We start from the raw sequence: 20,465 nt of genomic DNA on the forward strand, positions 1-20,465 counted from the left end.
TCAATCTGTACCACCTATAGTAATATTTACACCCTTTTAAGTCAACAAAATCCATTCAAAGGCTTGCTCAGCCCAGTGTTGACACAAAGAGTGTGTATGCAGCTATAAGGGCGCAGACAAGAGCAAATAATATTGAACCCGAATTAAACAGAGCTACCTTCGTCAGTTCTTTTGCAGGAACTTCATTTTCAGCTTGTTCAAAGCGTACATCTTTCTTTATGAAAGTATAGATGATCGACACAATTCCCAGCGCAACCATTACGTAGCAAAAATATCTGTAGGCATCCGGAGCCAGCGGATAAATAATTGACGATGATGCGTTTATTGACATGTGCATTATAATAGTAAGAACTACGTTGCCTGTCCTGATATATACATAACCAAATACAAGTCCCAGGGCAAAGGCATAGAATAACTGATACAGATTGCAGTGGAATATTCCAAAGGCAAGTGCTGAATATACTATAGCTATCGCCTCACCGTATTTACGTGTCCTATCGATAATGATCTTTCTGAAAATAAGCTCTTCAAATACTGGCGCAAGAATAGCTACCATTACAATTGCCAAAATATTATCGCCTGTAAGCAGATTTTCTATCATGCCATTATTTGCTTCTCCTCCTGAAATAGCAGAAGCAAGCATATTGCTAAGGTATCCAAGCCCTATATCAACCGGGAATATTATACATAGAGCTCTTAAAAACTGGCCCTTTGTGATATGCCCCTTAATTTTGGAAACAGAATCGCCAGAAAATCTGGCCACAAGTACGAACAAAGGAAATGCAATCAGGTACACTCCAATAATATTTGTTATAGTAAGGAAAGTCGTATCTTCATATATAGAGACAAGGTCCTTATTTCCATTTGCAGCAATAATATGGGCGATAACACTTCCAATACTTCCCCCAAGGGTATTTGCTGCAAGTATAAATATCAGCAGACCAAAGCCCATGACGGTATATGTCTTTTTAGCTTTGTCATAATTTGTAAAGTCAGTGATCGACTGCGCTTTTTCTTTTCCCGACTCAAGAGCCTGTCTACCTGGCTCGCCCTTTGCAGTTTCCGCTTTCCCTGTAATTGCTGAAACTATCTCTGCGAAAATCCCTTTAGTTCCTTTTTTAAAGAGCCTGTTCTTATAAACTCTTCCGATGAGAATAGCCAGCATCACTGTAAAGAATATCAAAAGTGCAAGATACAAAATATATTCAACAATTCCTATCCTTGCGCTGATCACATCACCTGGCAGGCAGAAAGCTGCTGTAAATGGAATCACCCTGATTATAGTCATTCCCGCCTTGGAATTATCAGTAATACGAGGCACATATATTGATCCAAGAAATCCCACCAGCATTGTCATAAGTGACATGGCATTTGTCTGAGACAGTTCTTCTGCTGTTGCTGCAAAAGAAGCAAACAGGGCAGAAACAAAACAGTAGAATAGAAATGCCACTAAAAGCGCTATGATAGCGAGTATAACAAGTACAAGGAAATTTCCTGACACGCCTCCTTCTGGCAGCATTTCCATGAAAAGAGAAATGATATTCCTATGATTTCCTCCAATTATTCCTGTAATAACGCTGTCGCTGATCATAAGTCCACATGCTGCACAAACTATCCACACACATATCTGTATAAGTGCCTCCAAAAATGCAGCTGTGACCTTGCCGAATATAATTCCTGAAGGCCCTGTCAGTGTCAGTATATATTCCATAAGCTTGGAGGTTTTCTCGATACTCACAACCTGGCCAATACTCTGGCCATAGAATATTACTAGGAAATACAGGAGCATCATAACAACCATTGGAGCCATATAAGCCAAAATAGATAGATCCTCCTCATCTTCTGAGTCTTCAGCCTCCAGCTCAGTAATATTAAGGTCACTAACTGCCATATCAAACTCATCCTCTGATATTCCAATGCTGCTTATTTTGGCATCACTGATAGATTTAGAGAAGGCAACTGCAAAATCACCAGCATCTCCATCTCCCAGAGGGCTCTCCTTTGGTATATATACTACAAGCCTGCAGCCATCCTCATCTTCTGCGATATCAAGAACGAGACTTGTATCTGTACCTGACGCTATCTCCTCTGCACTCTTACCACTAATTACTGTAATATCAAGATTTGGATACTTATCCTGATGTTTGCTAGCAAAGCTATCTGTGTCTATAGCAAGGTTTGTTTCATTAACAATATATACATTTTCAAGTTCTTTAAGTGGAGCATCATTATCAAACACCCCAGTAAGAAATAAGTTAGATGCAATAGCAGCTACAAAGATAACTATTCCCACTATTATAGTAGATGGAATAAATTTCGCTCCTCTGATTGCCTGCTTTAAAGTAAATTTACATATCTTAAGCCAGTTTTTCATGCGATCACCTGCTTTTTCATAAGTGCTATCAAGTCTTTAGCCCTAATACGTTTTCCCTGGTACAGAAGCATTGATTCATAAACCGCTGCCGCCAGTACAAAGGCTATAACCACTGTGATAATAAGAACTACCAGAGCTATAATTCCTGTAATCATTCCCACTTTTCCTGTAAGGATAAGTGCCGGAGTCAGAAAAGCTCCTGTCAGAGGAAATATAGTACAGAAATTCTGAAAAGTTCCAACACCACCTGAACTTAGCATCATTATTACCAGGAACATGTCTGCATAAACACAAATGACCATCACAAAGCTATAGAGCTTATAGGCATCCTGAAGTTCCTCTAGCTTTGAAACGCTTGCTCCTGTCAAAGCTCCGATGATTGTATAAAGAGCTATTCCTGCTACAAAATATAAAACAACAATGATAAGCTTAGAAAATGTGATAGTCTCCCACATTGATGAGATTACGACCACATTATCAGATGCGCTCTCAGAAACTGACTCTCCTGCTATCAGAAAAACGCACACAAGCTGCGACAAGAAATAACTTGCATAGGATGCAAATGCCATTATCACACTCTCAAGCAGCCTTGCAGCGATCTTACCAGACAGTAATGAAAGTGGTCTTGTACCTGTCAAAAGAAATTCAATAACCCTTGATGATTTCTCAGTAGCTATAGAAGTTGCGACATTGCCAACTGACATGTTTATAAACATGAAAACAATCATAAGGCCTGCCAGCACTACGAAATAATCCTCGTAAGAAATCCTGCTTCCATCCTCAGAAAAAGAGCCGTCCTTATTGGCCTTCATGATAGTAATACTGATATCTTCAGAGAGATATTCATATTCCTCTTCACTGACATTCAAGCTCCTTAGGACTTCCTGCCTATAGAAATCCTGATAATCTTCTTCAAATGTCTTAAGATCCTGATCACTAATCTCAGATTTGGATGAATGTACAATAGTTATGTTAAAACCTTTCTCACTGTCATATTCAGTTCTTATAATAAGACTATTGTCTTTCTTATTTTGCAGATTATTGACTGCTTCTGAATAAGATAGACTGCTCTCTGTTATAAAAGAAACCTCTCTGTACTTATCTTTGCTTCCAAGCTGTCCATAATCCGCAGACAGCCCTGTCTCATCATAGATGTAGACTTCTTCTATAGCTGATAAAAGCTTGTCATTAACTGCATTATCATCGCCTTTGATTTTTCCTATTAACAGCATTATCGGCATTGTCAAAAATGCCACCGCGCATAGTATTGCAATAAAGACCTTAAAGCCTGTCTTCTGAATGCCTGTCATAAACTCAAACATAAAGACCTGCTTAAAGCCCCTGAATTCACTTTTATTCACTTACGATATCCTCCGCCTTATCACTTGCCGAATCTTCAGTATCTGCATTCTGACCTGCTCCAACACTTTCAATGAATATCTCGTGAAGGGAAGGCTCTCTAAGTTCAAATCTCACAACGTTTTTATTTTCTTCGCATAACTGCTTTAGCAGATTTCTTGCTTCAGACTCATTTTTTACCTTAAGCTGAACTCCGGCAGGAGTATCGTTTACCACCTTGATTCCCAGTGTCTTTATATTATCTGAAATATCTTCATCGCACTTAACAAAGAGGTTAACTCTTCCGTATGACTTCTTGATCTCATTAAGATTACCTGAAACTACTGCTTTTCCTCTTGTGAGTATTGTGATATCCTCACAGAATTCCTCAATTACTGGCATCTGATGAGATGACATGATGATATATTTCTTTTTATCAATTTCTTCATGAATAACACTCTTGAAAAGATCTGTATTAACCGGATCAAGTCCTGAAAGGGGCTCATCCAGGATAAGGAATTCAGGGTCAGAAATAAGGGCCGCCATGAGCTGGATCTTCTGCTGGTTACCTTTAGACATCTGCTCTGCAAGAGTTGGCTTAAACTTTTTACCAAGCTTTCTCTCAGGGAAAAGATATTCTGTAACCTTAAGTCTGTCTCCCCAGTATTTGATTCTGTCCATTGCTACATCTGCAGATAATCCCTTAAGAGAAGCAAAGTACATAAGCTGATCCATTATAGGATATTTAGGGTAAAGGCCTCTCTCCTCTGCAAGATATCCCACATTAACCTTTCTAGTATCAAAGTTCTCACCATTTAACAGCACTTCTCCATGATCCTTGGCAAGAATCCCCAGGATCATACGGATTGAAGTTGACTTACCTGCTCCATTTGTTCCAAGAAGGGCATATACACCCGGCTCCCTAAGCTCAAATGAAAGATCTTCAACCGCCTGTTTTTCTCCAAATTTCTTTTGTAAATGTTTTACTTCAAATGACATTAATAAATCTCCCTAACAATACTTTAAAACACCACGTTACAAGATTTGATTTTATCAGACCACGTCTATATTTCCTATCATTTATAGCAAATATCTTCTCAAAAAATTCATATTGGATAAAAATGCTGATATATGCTAAAATGTAAGCACTTACATTTGAGTAATTTTTCTGTTTAAACAACTATCACGAATGGAGTTATTATGACAAGAGAAGAAACCTTCAAGATGCTGAGCGAATATGTTGATTTCCTTCTTGAGAAATCTGACGCTGAGCACCCTTACTGGAACATTGAAAATGTCCTTAGTGGCAAGCCTAACAAATGGAACTATATTGACGGCTGCATGATCACTGCTGTCCTTTCTCTTTACGAGATGACCGGGGATCAGAAATATCTTGATTTTGCTGATAAATTTGTGGGATGGTTTGTTCAGGACGACGGTTCTATCAAGACCTATAGTACTGAAGAATACAACCTTGATAATATTAATCCATCCAAGAACCTCTTCAAATTATATGATCTTACTGGCAAAGAAAAGTACAGGAAAGCCATGGATACTGTAAGAGCGCAGCTGGATACAATGCCTCGTACAAACGCCGGCAACTTCTGGCACAAGAATATCTATCCATATCAGGTATGGCTTGATGGCATGTATATGGCTCAGCCTTTCTACATGGAATATGAGCGCCGCTACAACAAGATGCAGGGCTGTCTTGACTCTTTCAAGCAGTTCAAGAATGTTGAAGCCCTTATGAAGGATGAAAAGACAGGTCTTTATTACCACGGCTATGATGAGAGCCGCGATATGTACTGGGCTGACAAGGAAACTGGCTGTAGCCCTAACTTCTGGCTCCGTGCCCTTGGCTGGTTTACTGTTGCTCTTGTGGACACAGCAGAAGCAATGGATGAATCAATGTACTACGAGTACAGATACCTTCAGACAATGCTAAAAAACCTTGCTGATTCACTTATTCCTTTCCAGGATGAAAGCGGTATGTTCTACCAGGTTGTAGATAAAAAAGATGACCCTAGAAACTACCTTGAGACTTCTGGAACAGCCCTTATCGCCTACGGACTCCTTAAGGGCGTACGACTTGGATATCTTCCAAAGAGATTCGAAGACGTTGCCATGAAGGCTTTTGATGGCATTACAGAAAAATACTTATCCCGCAATGAGGATGGTTCACCAAAGCTTGGTGGAATATGCCTTGTAGCTGGACTTGGCGGAGCCCAGCACAGGGACGGCTCTCTTGAATACTACTTCTCAGAGCCCGTTGTAGAAAACGAAGCCAAGGGTGTTGCACCACTCATCCTTGCTTACACAGAAATCCTTCGCCGCAGCGATAAGTAAATAATTTAGCCTTAAATATGTAAATAACGCGCATACCTTTGTGATCCTTCACATTGATATGCGCGTTTTTCATTATCTTTATTTTATTGTCACATTGGCTCCCAATGTTTCCAATTCATCTCTAAGTTTCTGAGCTTCTATAAGTGAACTTATCTGTGTCACCTCAGATGGTGCAGCCTCCACAAGCTCTTTTGCCTCTTTAAGTCCAAGTCCTGTGGCTTCGCGGACGCTCTTTATGACACGTACCTTATTATCTCCAACATCATTTATCACAACGCTATAATTATCTCTGAACATTTTTGATAACTTCTCAAACTGCGGTTTATAGCTATAGTACTCATATGTGTAGCTGTCCCCATTTTCTATTCCGGACCAGGTAGAATCTGTAAAGGTCACAGTTGGATTATGGTCCTCAAACGTAATGATACCAGAAATAGGGTTTCCAGCAGCATCAGTTGCTGTAAACTCAATGCCCTCATCAGTAAGAGTCCCAAGTCCGTCAGTTATGGATGTAAGCCTGAAAATACCTATCTGGACTATGTAGTCCCTTCCATTTCTGGCGATGCAAAGATTAGGATCACCAACCTCAGTGTCAGTATATTCTCCCTCGTAATCACTTTTCCTTATTTCGCTTTTTATCTCTTCAAATTTACAAGCTGTTATCTCCTCATCTTTGAAGTAAAATGTAGCATTCTCATCATCGTATGTATCTGTCTCGCTAAAGGCTTCTAGCTTAAAGCTTTCCGTAATATTGCCATTTTCATCATATGAATTAAAACAGTAGATCAGCCTCCCCTGGTGAGATGTATCAGTATGAAGAATATAGGCTCTTCCTTCATAATAACAGTACTCTAAAGCTGACGCTGATCCTTCGCCTTCTGCCATTACAAAAACCTGGCCATCACGTGCATCAAAATAGTATCCGCCATAGGGGCCACCCATAAGAAGTTCATTTTCTCCATCATTATCAAGATCTGCTCTTCCCAAAATGTAATGATAGGAAAAGTAATCATTCGGATCTTGGCAGATATCTGAAATATAAAAAGGTTTACTCTCAGTGTGCATTGGGTTTATAGCAGTGACTTCATTATTGATAAACATATCAAGGAGCTTTTCATTGTCAGATTTGTAATCTGAAAAGAGCATCTCTCTTAACCCGTTTTCGTTACCTTTTTCATCCACTTCTTCTACTGAGGCTTCTATCGACGCTTCAGCTGATGCTTCTTTCGACGCTTCTTCCTGTGCAATATCCTTTTGTGAAGCTTCTGCAGTACTTTCTTCTACCTCCTCTAAACTTTCATTCGATGCACTGCCTGTTGCACTTACTTCTTGTACTGGGCTCTCCGAAGCAAATTTATTTGCTGCACAGATGTCCCAATACCAGCCTCCAGCAAAAATAACGATAACAAGGATAACCCCCATTATCTTCCAAACCCTGTTTTTCATAACTTTTCTCCTCTGTACTTATTACATTTAATTATCTGATGATCATTTAAGATCATAGGATATTTTGAAATTATTATCTTTAAAGGAAACCCTGGCGTAGCTTCCACATACCAAAGGAATCATTGGTGGATGATGGCCAATATCAAGATCCATTAAAATTGGCACTCCAAATTGTCCCAGCATATCAATAACAGCATTGTACTGGTTAAGTCCAAACATCTCCTGCCCAAAGGCGGCCCCCGGGCGACCGATCAAAAAGCCCTTAACATGCTCAAACCAGCCTGCCTCTCTAAGATTCCATATCGACCTTCTGATACTATAAACATTTAGATCGCAGGCTTCCAAAAACCAGATAAAGCCATCCTCTTTATACTTTTCCACAAAGGCCCTGGTATTATCAAATCTGGTTCCTGCAAGATTTACAAGGCAGTCAAGGCATCCCCCGATAAGACGCCCCTGAAATGAAATCTCATTTTTAACCTCTTCTCCAGATATAACATCCTCTGGCCCTGAGCAGAAAGTCTGGCTCTTATTCGCCTTTTCATCAGGAGCATAAGCTTTCATCTTGTTAGGCTCTGTCACATAGTAGCTGCAAAGGTCGTCTGCCCCTTCTGGAAGCTCCAGTTCCCACTTATCATAGTTTGAAAAAGATAGCTTTTTCCCTGTAATAAGATCTAAAGCATCCTGAATTGCCGGATTCCACTTTTCCATTCCAAAGTCACCGGCGCAGGGAGCGTAGATAGCTGCTGTATCCGCAATAGTTACTGATGGGAAGATAAAGTTTGTGTTGTCTGAATAACCCATATACCACTTGGGACTAAATCTCTTAACCGCCTCAAAATCAATGAATGGAACAACTTCGTTCATAAGTTCTCCACCACCAACAGACATAAGCACATCGTTCTGAGAACTCTTATAATAGTCAGTGAGCTCTCTGCCGCACTTTTCTGGTTTATTACTGATTCCGATTCCTTCAGCCTTGCTGCAGTTTGGAGCAACATCCAATTTGTAGCCCATGCTGGAAAAATTTTTCCTGGCATTTTCAAATCTGCTGATGTAAGGTTCAAAGGTGCACCCAAAAGATGGTGCCACAAATCCAATTGTTCCGCCTTCTCTCAAAAATTCCGGATATCTCATGCTACCCTCCTATCTGATTCGCAACATTCTTATCAGTGACTCTGCACTATCACAAGGTATTGAATTTACTCGTGACACCTATAGCATATATTTTCATGGATAAAATCTGATCTGCAGCCCTGCCATATCCTCGCAGGCCTCCTCACACAGCCTTCTAAAGGCTTCAAAGTACTTATCCAGCCTGTACTGTGCAAATTTGGAATTATAGAAAATTAAATTCCATTCATCTCCATATTCCCTCAAAACATCATTGAATGCATCAAGATTTCTGCCATAATAATCCGGAAGAGGCAGCTCTTTTACCAAAAGATCCTGCAGATCCTCCTTGCTATGAACTTCCATAAGGTCTATATAAAATACTCTTTCCAACTCTGATTTCCTCTTATTCTTACATTGTTTTTTGAATTGCCATGCTTAGGCTCCACGCCAGAGAGCTTCAGATAAACATGTTACGGCTCACCGTATAGAAGCTCAAATGATTCGTAATGATCCTCTGTGTAAAAGATAAGTCCATCATTGGAATAAATAATGCGCTTTGCTCCGCGCTTGCTCTTTCCCAGAGTATCTATGTCACACTCATAGTATTTCCTGCCCTCTTTAGCAGGCAAAAGACCTTCATAGTTTCCAAAATAGTCACCACCGATACTCTTTCCAGGAGCATAGTCTTCTAAAGATCCTCCGGGCCAACCAAGCTTCTTGGCCTCTTTCTTGGTAATGAAATTAGAAGGGAGCTTACCATAAATATGGATATAAAGAGCCACATCCTCCTTGGAATTATAGGTGCCATCCTCTGGAAGAGCATCTTCTACTGATGCATTATCAACACTTATGCTACTATCCACAGTAGTAATCTCACTTGCTACTGCACTACTGTTATCTACTGTCGATAGCTCTTGCGCACTGGCAACACCAGAAACTGTATTCGATGCCTCAACTGAAGTTTCAGCTCCAGCGCCTGTTCCAGGCTCTACTACCTTGGGTTTCCTGCTACATCCCACAAGGGATAGCATCAACGCCATCAAAAGTGCAACATACAAAAGCGTCTTTTTAAATTTAAGCTTCATAAGTAAATCCTACTCCCTTGAATACATCCATATTCTAAACATTTCACATTACAGAAAAGTCGCAAAACAGCATAAATATCATCGCTCCGATCAGCATTACAGAAACACTCACCCCGGCAAGTCCCTGCAGGATTTTTCCAATTATGCTATCGCGTCTTCTCATGATCCAAACAAAGCCAATCGTCAAAAATGCAAGCTCTGAAGTAATATACCTATAGTCACTGCTGCAGGTGTATGGATATTTAAGCACAAATAAAGCATAGCTTCCCATAATGAATAAGAACGTCAGCAGTAAAAAGAGATTTCCTATACATTCCTCTTTTTCCCTAAGGTCTATCAGGATTCTGGACAAGCATCCTATCACAAAGGCAATCGCCAAAATAACTCCAGCTGCAATTGAAGCGCCATAGGCTATCTGTGCTATAGCCAGAACTCCTGGCTCTATAGAAGCTGGAAAGCTTTCGGAAAACATCCTGGTCTGAAACATGATGACCCAGGTATTGCTGGCCCAACTGGCATTTACACCATGAAATGGAAACTCCAGATGGAGAGCGGATAAAGATGGAATTCCAAATCTCTCCCACAAAGAAGCCCCTCCTGTATACATGGAAGAATCAGGCGTCATTGTAGGAATTCCTGGCAATTTATCAAACACAACAATGTTTCTGACTACAAAGGACAAACCTACAGGAATCGATACAAAAGCAAATACGATGTACTGTAAAAAGGTATCCCTAAGCTCCACCCTGTTGCCATGTCTGATCACGCTTACCAGGTTTACAAGAAATATCACTGCAATTGAAAAGGCTGTGATCATGGTGTTTAATTTGACCACCATTCCAATTCCCAGAGAAAGCGCTGCCAATATAATATTCAGGTAAGTCTTATCATTTATCCAGACAAGAACTCTCCAGATTGTTACAAGTAACATCAAAAGAGAAAGTGCATCATTATTAACTGAGCCTGCAAAAACAATAAGCTTTGGGTGCAGAGCCATAATAATACTGCCCACAACAAGCCCTTTTTCTCCAATTCCCATTTCATCAAGGATATGCACCATAACTACTATGCAAAGACCAGAATATATAAGTGTTGGTATCTGGAGATTTTCAAAAGCAAGAGCTTCCGGAACACCAATTATACGCTGAAGTGTCAGCCAAAGTGCTTCTATTATGTAATGCACTGGCGGATGAAAATAAGGAAACAGCTCATATGGATCCATATCCGGAAGTTTCATAAATTTATAAATATATTCCGCATAGCCGATGTGGCCTGTATTAACCTGGCTTGTCCCAAATCCTGTAAAAGTTCCCACATCATTTTGCAGGGTATAGATATCATACATGAGAACATAGCCTGTCCTAAGCAGCATTCCCAGAAATACCGTAAACAGCAATGCGCCTTCTGTCCCCAGATTATCGCTTTTCTTAAGGAAATAAATAATTGCTATACAAATTATAAAGAGCCCATAAATAGCCGGAAGCAGCACTCCTCTCTGAGTACTTCCCACAACCGCCGTAGCACTATTCCCCTGAAGTATAGCCACAGCCAGTCCCACAATAATTATCAACAGATTCAATCTAAGATATAAACTTCTCCCCAAACTTCTCATACACACAACTCCATCCATTCAGTAATACAACACGATTATATCACACAGCCCTCCTCCCCAAAACACTCCCCCACCACCTCATTTAACTCCCCGGACGGCGCGCAGAAGGTTGCTCGTTCAAAAAGTTTTTTTGGCGGTTCATTCGCTGGGGTTTAAGGCCTTCCCAAAGATTCCTCAAAATCCTACGAATTAAACTCAGCTCGTCCCAGAATTATTTGGCGGGTGGATTTGGTACTCGCGAGCGTTACAAAGACGTTCCATTTTCTAATGCTCCCAAGGCAGCCTTTCCCGCGCATGCGAAGCGTTGTCTGAAGCAGGACAGGAGCAGACTATATAAGGAAATGCCATCTGACGCCTTGCGTCATTAAAAAATGCGAAATCAATCTTTCAAGCTTGCTTGAAGAATATGATTTCGCATTTTTTGTTAACGCCCGCCCCGCGGGCTATGGCATTTCCTATAGTAATATTTACTCCCTGTCCTGCAAGTTTACGCTGCAGCATGCGCATTAAAAGAAAGGCTGCGGGAGCATCTAAGAAAATATGAACTTCTTTGTCGCGAGTGAGACCAGATCTCTTGCCAAATCCAAAATTCTGGGATCGAGCTTCGGACAGGTAATTCGTAAACAGGATTTTGAGGCGCTTTGGGAAGGCTCTTAAATCCTCAGCTCTCTCTTACGCCAAAAAATACTTTCTTGAACATCGCAAAGAGCTGCGACGCCTGGGGAGTGTTACTGGGCTTTGAGGGGCTGGTAGTATACGTCTGTGAGGTTGGTGTGCTCTACGGAGATGAGCTGGGGCTGGGTGTCGACGCTGCCCTTTATGTGAACGTTACTGAGGGTAAGGTTCTGGACGTTTTTGGCGTAGATGCTTCTGCCACTCATCTCGTCGAAATTATCCATCATAACCGGCCTCTCTGCTACTCTTTCGCCTTCTGGAAGAAACTCAACATCTATGTTTTCAAAAATGAGCTGTCCTATAGGCCTCTCTGGAAGTCCTACTGCGCAGAGCACGCAGGCACTTGCGCCCTTACAGCTAATGTTTCTGCCAGCTATAGTTCCAATTACCGGAGTCATCTCATCTACTGGAGCTGGCGCCTGATTCTGTACATAATCACTGTGTCCGTCAGGATCACAGAAATAGAACATATTAACAGTAAATGGCATGTGCACACCATTCATATCTATATTTTCAAAAATAATATCATCAAGAACTGATCTCTCTCCGCGGCCACGCCTTGTCTTTATACGAAGACCTCTGTCAGTTCCGTCAAAGATACACTGAGATACCCTGATATTCTTGACTCCCCCTGCTGCCTCACTACCTACAGTCACACTGCCATGTCCCTTTTCAAACTTGCAGTTGCGGATTGTAACATTCTCTGTAACCTTGTGATGCTCCTTGGCCATATAATACTTGCCACTCTTTATAGCCATACAGTCATCACCAACAGAAATCACTGTTCCAAGCACCAGAACATCCTTGCAGCTCTCTGGATCAAGTCCATCAGTATTAGGCGAATTGGAAGGATTCTGAATATACAAATTCAGGAACTTAAGATCATCACAGTAGTAAGGATGAATGTTCCAACATGGAGAATTCTGAACCTTGATGTTCTGCACCCTGACATTCTTGCACCTTACAAGATACATGATATTTGGTCTCCAGGCGCCTCTTTTTACCTTGGCATTAACCCACCAATCGCTATTTTGCGCATTTCCATCAAGTGTTCCTGGTCCAATAATATTGATGTTTTCAGCATCAATTGCTGTAATAAGTGATGCATAACAGTTAAGAGGATTACCCTCCCAGGTTCCAAGATTATACTCGTCTTTTTCATCTGTAGTCATCGTCATTCCAGGAAGAATAGGATAATGATTCCTATCAGTATCTCCAAGAAGGACTGCGCCCTCGTCCAGCCAAAGAGTCATATTGCTTTTAAGAAAAAGAGGTGTCACATAATAAGTTCCCTTAGGCAGATAAACAGTACCATCTACAGGACAAGCACAGATTGCAGCCTGAATAGCTGCAGTATCTGGAGTTTCTCCATCTCCCTTAGCTCCAAAAGATCTTACGTTAAGAAGGACTGCCTCATGCCTTGTTGTAACTTTCTTACTAGTCCTCTCTCCTGCAATCTCAAGAGTTATCTCATACTCTCTGTCTGGTAAAAGACCTGTCACAGAAGCCACATTCTGAGTGCCCATAAGGGTCTTTACTCCATCTATAAAAAGAGTGTATTCCTCATCCTGACAAAATATCTTATCTGTATCAAGCTCTATTGTCACACTCCTTGCAAACACTTCTACAACGTTAAAATTCATAAATACCTCCGAAATGATAAAAAGAAAAAATGCTACCATGTAATTTTTCCCTTACATGATAGCATATTTAAACCTAACAAAAAGTATCTTTCATGAACATAAAATGTACAATCATTCACAGATAAATGAAGAAATTACATCCGCAGCTATTTCAATCTGTTCAAGGTCAGTAATGGAAGGATTTCCATCGCCTTCTTGTATTCCATAACTGCCAAAATAGGAATGTATTCCACCATCTATTACATATTCCTCACTTTCAGATGGCCAAAAAGTCCTACTCTTATCATAGTTATTCATATTTAATACGGTATCCTCTGACCCATAAATTGACAAAAGCCTTACATCTTTTTGGCTAAGATCAACTCCTGGATAGGATGCACACAGAATGATGCCCTTGTACTCACCATCTTCCTGTTCTCCAAGGTAGGTAGTTGCAGCAACACCACCAAGAGAATGGCCTGCCAGATACCAGTCAAGGTCCCCAGCATATTTAGCTGCATCAGGATATTTGTTTTTTATGATATCTGCTGCATTAGACCTTAGAAAAGCGAGATTTTCTGGCATTCTAGGAAGGAGACACAAAAAGCCTCTGTCTGCAAGCTCGTACATAAGTCCACTATAAGCCTGATATTCAACCTTGCCACCTGGATAAAAAACTATGACAGCCTTGACCTCACTCCTGGATGGAACAAAAACAAACAGATCATCATCGGAGAATACCTGTACCTGATCATTCGACTTACCAGCTATCTCTGATATTACTTCACTGTCTGCCCTATAATAGTCCCCTGTATAGATCTTAAACCCTATGGCAAATACTAAGGCTCCCAAAACAAGTATCCCTAAAATCCAAAAGAATATCTTATTTATTGTCTTACATATTTTTACAAACAACTTACTCAATCCCCTTTCAAACTATCACTCATTATTCTAATGAGTTCCATGGCACTTGAAAAGGTTTTCTTGTCATTTGTGTCAACTACCACTACATTGCCCTGCCATGTAGCGTTTTGTCTGAAAGCTATCTGAACTATAAAAGTTCCGAGCTTTCCTTTCTTATTTTGAATATTTCTGGTTCCATGTCTCTTCTGAACCTTGTCGATCACCAGTTCTTCATCAGCCACATCGACTCTCTGGTGTCTGGGACGCTCTGTTGAAACAAACTCTCTCTGCTCGAGACCCTTTTGTGGAAAATCCCACTCATCCATAAGACTATCTACCATGGTCAACATGTTGGTAACGCTCTTAAAGCTGATAGGATCATCAGAATACTGATGCCACACATTTCCCTGGAAATCAGCATTTTCATTGCTATCCACACAAATACTTATCAAATTTCTAGCAAACAGCATTTGTTTCGCATCACCCATTTTCGTTAAGCCGTCCCTTCTCTTTTTGAACTCATCTGCCCATTCTTGATAGCCCCATCTATCATCTGAATCAGTTCTAACGTGCTCCGAAAATAATCTGTCTTGTTCTCATCTGCCCATATAACGCGGCCCTGCCAGGTCTCGTTTTGACAATGGTCCACCTTAATTATAAAGGTCCCCTTATTTCCCATTATCTACTCCCTTTCATTACCTCGTATATCATAAGGCGCAAAATATACCTCTGACATCTACATCATTTTATCTATATACCAATCATACAAATAATCATATACAGATTTAATTTTGTAATTTTATTTCACTTTATATATGATTATTAGAAATCAATATACATATTGGCCTTAAGTTCTTCTCTTGGAAGGAATGGAGCAAGATCCTCAAGAGGTGGGCTATCGAGGGTTCCATCAGGATTTCTTCTGGCACTGCTCTTCGGTTCCCAAACCTGCGTAGTATCAGTAAATACTTCGCAAAAGACAGGCCCATTCTCTGAAAGAGCCTGCTCTAGCTTACTATCAAGCTCATTGCCTTTTTTTACTGAAATATACTTGTATCCAAATGCATCCGCAATCTTTTCAAAGCTTGGAAAAGCCAAGTCTCCACTCTCTGGTCCTATTCCAACCTTGGAGTACTCAGAAAAAATATTATTCTGAGTGATCCTTATAGAATGATAGCCTGCATTATTGATAAGAAAAATCTTAACAGGAAGCTTATTAGTAATAATAGTCTGAAGTTCCTGAAGGTTCATCATGATACTGCCATCACCCTCAAGGCAGATGGTCTCTCTTTTTCCAGCAGATATGCATAGTCCAATTGCTGCAGGAAGGCCATATCCCATACTGGCAACACCATTGTTTATGATAAACCTGGTTCCCTCCTTTATGCAGTAGCTCTGATGTCCTGCAACGCAGCAGGCGCCGTTACTGACCGCAGATAGACTATCCTTGCCAAGTTTTTCAGACAAAGCACGCACAAAGCCGTAAACATTAACTTCCTTGTCTCCTGTTTCTCTCTGAGCCCTGGAAACAACCGGATATTTTTCTTTCCAGCTGCGGCACTGCGCTCTCCAGTCCTCGCCTCCAAATACAGTTTCACCATCCGGGATTTCTTTTGCCATAACCTGACAGAAGTCCCTGGCATCTGCCCAAATCCTGGTGTCCACATGAAGCGTATGCTTGTCCATCTCAGCTCTGTCAATATCAACCATTATGACTCTTGCTGCTCTCGCCCAGGTCTTCCATGTATATCCAACCTGCCTTATGGACAGACGGCTTCCAATAACCAGCACAAGGTCTGCATTCTGCACAGCAAAATTACCGGCCCTGTCACCCATATTGCCGCCTCTTCCGCAATATAACGGATTATCATCCTCTATAAGATCTATAGAATTCCAATAGGTACAAACTGGAACTCCAAGTTTATCTACCATTACTCTAAAAGCATCAAATCCGCCGGATACTCTTACTCCGCCTCCTGCGTAGATAACAGGCCTCTTGGCGTTTCTGACGGCATCAATTATTTCTCTGGCCTTTTCAGCTGTAAATGCAGGTGGCAAAAGAGCCATGTCACCCTCAGCTTCTGGATCATAGCCTCTAAGTGAATCCACGTCCACATCTGTATTCTGGAAATTAACAGGTACATCAATCCACACAGGACCAGGTCTCCCATTACTCATAAGAAACCAGGCTTTTTCCAGGTGATACCGGATATCCGCAGGGTCTTCCAGCATTACGGCATATTTGCACATAGGGCTGGTCATTTTGGTAATATCGTACTCCTGATCTCCAAGTGATCTAAGATCAGGGTAATCTCTGTCACATCCCTGGGACTCCATATATTTTTTCCAATATCTGACTGTTGTATCATAGCGAACCTGTCCGCTGACCACAAACATTGGAAGTGAATCAAGCCATCCGCCAAGAACACCTGTAATGGCGTTAGTTCCACCAGGGCCTGATGTTACACATAGCGCTGCAACCTTATTCTCATATCTTGAATAACTCTCCGCCGCAATAGCTGCGCCCTGCTCATGATGAAAGTGAGTGCACTTTATCTTTTGGGCGTGTCCAAAGGAATTATCCAAAAACATAGCGCCACCGCCCACAACCATAAAGCAGTCGGTGACACCTTTTTTACTCAAAAAATCTACAATATAATCTGAAACTTTCATATCATCACCACTTGATCCATGGAGCTCGGCCTGTCTCTATAAGGCTTGAAAGCTCATCTCTTTCACGGGCAGTATCCATGCACTTCCAGAATCCATTGTATTCATAAGCTGCCATCTGGCCGTCCTTAACAAGGTTATGCATAGGTTCTTTTTCAAAGAAGGTCTCATCGCCCTCTATGTAGTCGAATACTCCTGGCTCGAGAACCATGTAACCGCCATTTATTCTGGCTCCATCAATGCTGGCCTTTTCTCTGAAGTCTCTTACTATTGACTTGTCATTTCTGTCTATGTCAAATACACCAAATCTCTGTCCAGCCAGAATAGCTGTAACAGTAGCTATCTTGCCATGTTCCTTGTGGAAAGCAAGAAGATCATTCATATCTATATCGCAAACGCCATCACCATAGGTCATGAAAAAGGCTTCATTTCCAACGTGCTCCCTGATTCTCTTGATACGTCCACCTGTCATTGTGCTATAACCTGTGTCAACTACTGTAACCTTCCAGGGCTCAGCCTTCTGTGAGTGAAATTCTATCTGACCGCTATTGGCGAAATCAAAAGTAACATCACAGTTGTGGAGATAATAATTTGCAAAATACTCCTTGATCACCTCCTGCTTGTAACCAGCGCAGATAATGAATTCATTAAATCCGTAGAGGGAATACTCCTTCATAATGTGCCACAAGATAGGCTTGCCTCCGATCTCGATCATTGGCTTGGGCCTTAAATGGCTCTCTTCACTGATTCTGGTTCCAAAACCACCTGCTAAAATTACTACTTTCATTTTAAAAATCCCTTCAAAAAAAACTTACAAAAACAACAAGGTGTATTTTAGCACATTTTTATTATCATTAAACCATTTTGACCATAATCTTCACATAATCTTCAGATTTTCGTTTCATAATATCTAGTCCTTTGGACATGTGTTCAAGGTCAAATACATGAGTGACAAGGCTATCTGCCTTTAGTTTGGATAAATGGTCTATAACATATTGCCAGTCATCTGTTTTTTTCTTTCTGCCACCTCTTCCCTCATAGGAGGAATTCCAGGTGCCAAGGAGTGTCATCTGTTTGCGAAGTATTTTCCAGTAAGTGTCCTTTTTAAGTTCCATGTCAGAAGCAGGATTTCCAACAAGCATCAGTGTTCCTAGTGGTGCAGTGCACTTTATCGCCTGCTCTATATTTTCAGGTCTGCCTACGCATTCAAAATAATTGTCAGCACCTCTATTGTTACTTGCACTCATTACAAATGCTATTGGATCCTTGTACCTTACATCACAGAAATCTTCCGGCTTTCCGCCCATTAATATGAATTTTTCCTTCTGAATGTCCTTATTGCCTATTACATATACCTTTTCATATCCCGCATCAAGAAGGAACCTGCAGGTCAAAAGACCTATCGTCCCCAATCCGCAGATGACAATATTCCTCTCTCTGCAGTCAGAAAGAGCCTTTCCTTTCTTGTCTAGTAATCCGGATCTTTTTATTGAGTGTACCGCAACACTCATTGGTTCCAGCATAGCAGCTTCAATAAATGAAACATCATCAGGAAGCGGTACCAGATTCCATATAGGAACTGCCACATACTCAGCAAATCCGCCATCGCTCCTTGATCCCAGGTAATCATAGTTTTCGCACATCTCGTAATGTCCCGCCCTGCACTGAGAACACTCCCTGCATGGAATCAGTGGGAATACGCCAACTCTTTTACCTACCAGGGCTGGCTTATCTTTGCACTTTTCCACAACACCTGAAAACTCATGGCCCGGAATAATAGGCATATTGTGAGCTCCCGACTTATATATCCTTGGAATATCAGAGCCACAGATGCCGCAGCACATAACTCTGACAAGAGCCTCGCCCTTCCTGGGAACAGGCTCATCAACATTTGTAAGTTTTATATTTCCTATACCATACAGCACTTGTGCTTTCATTATTGTCCTCTCAAAATGCAGGTCTTTTGCTATGTAGCATCTATCAGCTGTCTTGCTCTTGCAAGATCCTCGGCTGTTGTAACCTTAAAGTTTCTCTGATCTCCAGGGATCATTGCCACGTCCATTCCAGCCATTATAGCCGGTTCTGTAGAACCTTTGATCAGGAGTATCTTATCTGGCAAAAGGTCTTTATTGGCCTTAAGATACTTGGCATAAAGGAATGCTTCTGGCGCCTGGCCGGCATATATATTATTGCGGTTTAATAGTTCCTCCACCTGCACGCCACTTCTACTAAAGTACACAGTATCGTTCATAGGAAGCACCGGCATGGCCCCATCATGCTCATCCAAGGCAAGAAGACACTCATTTACTGTTTCCAGACTTACAAAGGGTCTTGCAGCATCGTGGATAATGACTCCGTCAATTGAGCTCTCTCCTAGCGTCTTTCCAATATCTACAAGAGCATTATAAATCGACATCTGTCTGTTTTCTCCCGGGTCAGAAAAGCCAAGGAACTTCTCGCTTATAGGATTATCTCCACCTTCAAACATGGCATCTTCTATAAATTCCCTAAAGGCTTCATCAGCTACAATTTGGATGTTACTTACATACTCAGATTCTGCAAATGCCTTCATGCTATGCATGATCATCATTTGTCCTGATAATTCCACAAACTGCTTGGGAATATCTCCTCCAACCCTTGTCCCTGTGCCACCTGCAAGAATAATAGCTATATTCATAGAGCCGCCTTTCTACTGTGTGATGCGCTAGTGTATTCATGCTATCATATGATGATATATGAATTGCTTATTCCTCATATTTGTTCGGGTCTTAAAGTCAAAATGCTTAACCTTAGGGCATGTATGCATTTTGACTTTCTACATCCATATCATCATATATAATTATACGATATATTGTGCACAAGAACAAAGAGTCGCTCGTTACTCTTGCCTGTTTCCTCTATTAAGGTTTCTTAAAATGCGCTAAAACACGCCTAAACTTGATTTAACTGGTGATGCGTGTATATCGATAAACCGGATTGTATCTAAGAACATGTGAAGTAGAACATAATTTAGTTATGCGTGTATGGTCTTGTAGTAGTGAGGTTCAGTGATGCATGCCCAGCACTTTTCTTTTTCTTGCATGACTTTCTTGATCCACTGTCATGCAAGCTTTCTTATTTTGTTATTATTGCATCATTCTACTAACGTCAAGTGATGCATATCTGGCACTTCTCCTTTTCTTGCATGACTTTCTTAATCCACTGTCATGCAAGCTTTCTTACTTTGCTATTTTTGCATCATTCTCCCGAGGTTCAGTGATGCATATCTGGCACTT

General features: G+C 41.0%; 17 protein-coding genes. 1 reads left to right on the forward strand and 16 read right to left on the reverse strand.

What is annotated here, in order from left to right; translation table 11 throughout:
* Positions 1–67: 67 nt before the first annotated feature.
* Genes BLO53_RS04375 through BLO53_RS04385 form a run of 3 tightly spaced genes read right to left on the reverse strand, consistent with a single transcriptional unit; the run spans position 68 to position 4,711 of the window.
* Positions 68–2,374 carry a CPBP family glutamic-type intramembrane protease gene (locus tag BLO53_RS04375; RefSeq protein WP_092059283.1) on the reverse strand — a complete coding sequence of 769 codons (2,307 nt, stop codon included), beginning with the start codon at positions 2,372–2,374 and terminating at the stop codon, positions 68–70.
* A complete protein-coding gene (locus tag BLO53_RS04380; protein ID WP_092059284.1) occupies positions 2,371–3,735 on the reverse strand; it encodes an ABC transporter permease in 1,365 nt (454 codons plus the stop codon). Before BLO53_RS04380 ends, BLO53_RS04375 begins: the two co-directional genes overlap by 4 nt.
* On the reverse strand, positions 3,728–4,711 hold the full coding sequence (locus BLO53_RS04385) for an ABC transporter ATP-binding protein (protein ID WP_092059285.1): 984 nt from the start codon (positions 4,709–4,711) through the stop codon (positions 3,728–3,730). Before BLO53_RS04385 ends, BLO53_RS04380 begins: the two co-directional genes overlap by 8 nt.
* A 201-nt stretch (positions 4,712–4,912) precedes the next feature.
* On the opposite strand from BLO53_RS04385, the gene BLO53_RS04390 reads away from it, so the two are divergent.
* A complete protein-coding gene (locus BLO53_RS04390) occupies positions 4,913–6,061 on the forward strand; it encodes a glycoside hydrolase family 88/105 protein (protein ID WP_092059286.1) in 1,149 nt (382 codons plus the stop codon).
* Between the two features lie 78 nt (positions 6,062–6,139).
* On the opposite strand, the gene BLO53_RS19440 is transcribed toward BLO53_RS04390, so the two are convergent.
* The 13 genes from BLO53_RS19440 to BLO53_RS04455 all read right to left on the reverse strand — a co-directional run bounded on the left by BLO53_RS19440 (position 6,140) and on the right by BLO53_RS04455 (position 19,867).
* Positions 6,140–7,507 carry a ribosomal protein bL12 gene (locus tag BLO53_RS19440; protein WP_207648461.1) on the reverse strand — a complete coding sequence of 456 codons (1,368 nt, stop codon included), beginning with the start codon at positions 7,505–7,507 and terminating at the stop codon, positions 6,140–6,142.
* A 42-nt stretch (positions 7,508–7,549) separates the two neighbouring features.
* Positions 7,550–8,644 (reverse strand): S66 family peptidase, encoded by a 1,095-nt coding sequence (locus tag BLO53_RS04400; RefSeq protein WP_092059287.1) that lies wholly within the window; start codon positions 8,642–8,644, stop codon positions 7,550–7,552.
* A gap of 93 nt (positions 8,645–8,737) precedes the next feature.
* A complete protein-coding gene (locus tag BLO53_RS04405) occupies positions 8,738–9,013 on the reverse strand; it encodes a barstar family protein (protein WP_207648462.1) in 276 nt (91 codons plus the stop codon).
* An 80-nt stretch (positions 9,014–9,093) separates the two neighbouring features.
* Entirely contained in the window at positions 9,094–9,708 is a 615-nt protein-coding gene (locus tag BLO53_RS04410; protein WP_242875297.1) for a ribonuclease domain-containing protein, read from the reverse strand.
* Between the two features lie 43 nt (positions 9,709–9,751).
* Positions 9,752–11,320 carry a hypothetical protein gene (locus BLO53_RS04415; RefSeq protein WP_143003205.1) on the reverse strand — a complete coding sequence of 523 codons (1,569 nt, stop codon included), beginning with the start codon at positions 11,318–11,320 and terminating at the stop codon, positions 9,752–9,754.
* A 728-nt stretch (positions 11,321–12,048) separates the two neighbouring features.
* Positions 12,049–13,638 (reverse strand): glycoside hydrolase family 28 protein, encoded by a 1,590-nt coding sequence (locus BLO53_RS04420; protein WP_092059331.1) that lies wholly within the window; start codon positions 13,636–13,638, stop codon positions 12,049–12,051.
* Positions 13,639–13,749: 111 nt separating this feature from the next.
* Positions 13,750–14,532 (reverse strand): alpha/beta hydrolase, encoded by a 783-nt coding sequence (locus BLO53_RS04425; protein ID WP_207648463.1) that lies wholly within the window; start codon positions 14,530–14,532, stop codon positions 13,750–13,752.
* Positions 14,533–14,537: 5 nt separating this feature from the next.
* Entirely contained in the window at positions 14,538–15,008 is a 471-nt protein-coding gene (locus tag BLO53_RS04430; protein ID WP_207648464.1) for a hypothetical protein, read from the reverse strand.
* A gap of 5 nt (positions 15,009–15,013) precedes the next feature.
* Positions 15,014–15,199 carry a hypothetical protein gene (locus tag BLO53_RS04435; RefSeq protein ID WP_026488936.1) on the reverse strand — a complete coding sequence of 62 codons (186 nt, stop codon included), beginning with the start codon at positions 15,197–15,199 and terminating at the stop codon, positions 15,014–15,016.
* A 143-nt stretch (positions 15,200–15,342) separates the two neighbouring features.
* Entirely contained in the window at positions 15,343–17,193 is a 1,851-nt protein-coding gene (locus tag BLO53_RS04440; RefSeq protein WP_092059291.1) for a thiamine pyrophosphate-binding protein, read from the reverse strand.
* Positions 17,194–17,197: 4 nt separating this feature from the next.
* Positions 17,198–17,977: a glucose-1-phosphate cytidylyltransferase gene (gene rfbF, locus BLO53_RS04445; protein WP_092059292.1), complete on the reverse strand. Its 780-nt coding sequence runs from the start codon at positions 17,975–17,977 to the stop codon at positions 17,198–17,200.
* Between the two features lie 67 nt (positions 17,978–18,044).
* Entirely contained in the window at positions 18,045–19,127 is a 1,083-nt protein-coding gene (locus tag BLO53_RS04450; protein ID WP_092059293.1) for a galactitol-1-phosphate 5-dehydrogenase, read from the reverse strand.
* Between the two features lie 29 nt (positions 19,128–19,156).
* Entirely contained in the window at positions 19,157–19,867 is a 711-nt protein-coding gene (locus BLO53_RS04455; protein WP_092059294.1) for an IspD/TarI family cytidylyltransferase, read from the reverse strand.
* Between the last annotated feature and the right edge of the window lie 598 nt (positions 19,868–20,465).

It is taken from the genome of Butyrivibrio sp. INlla14, assembly GCF_900102515.1.
Lineage (GTDB): Bacteria > Bacillota > Clostridia > Lachnospirales > Lachnospiraceae > Butyrivibrio.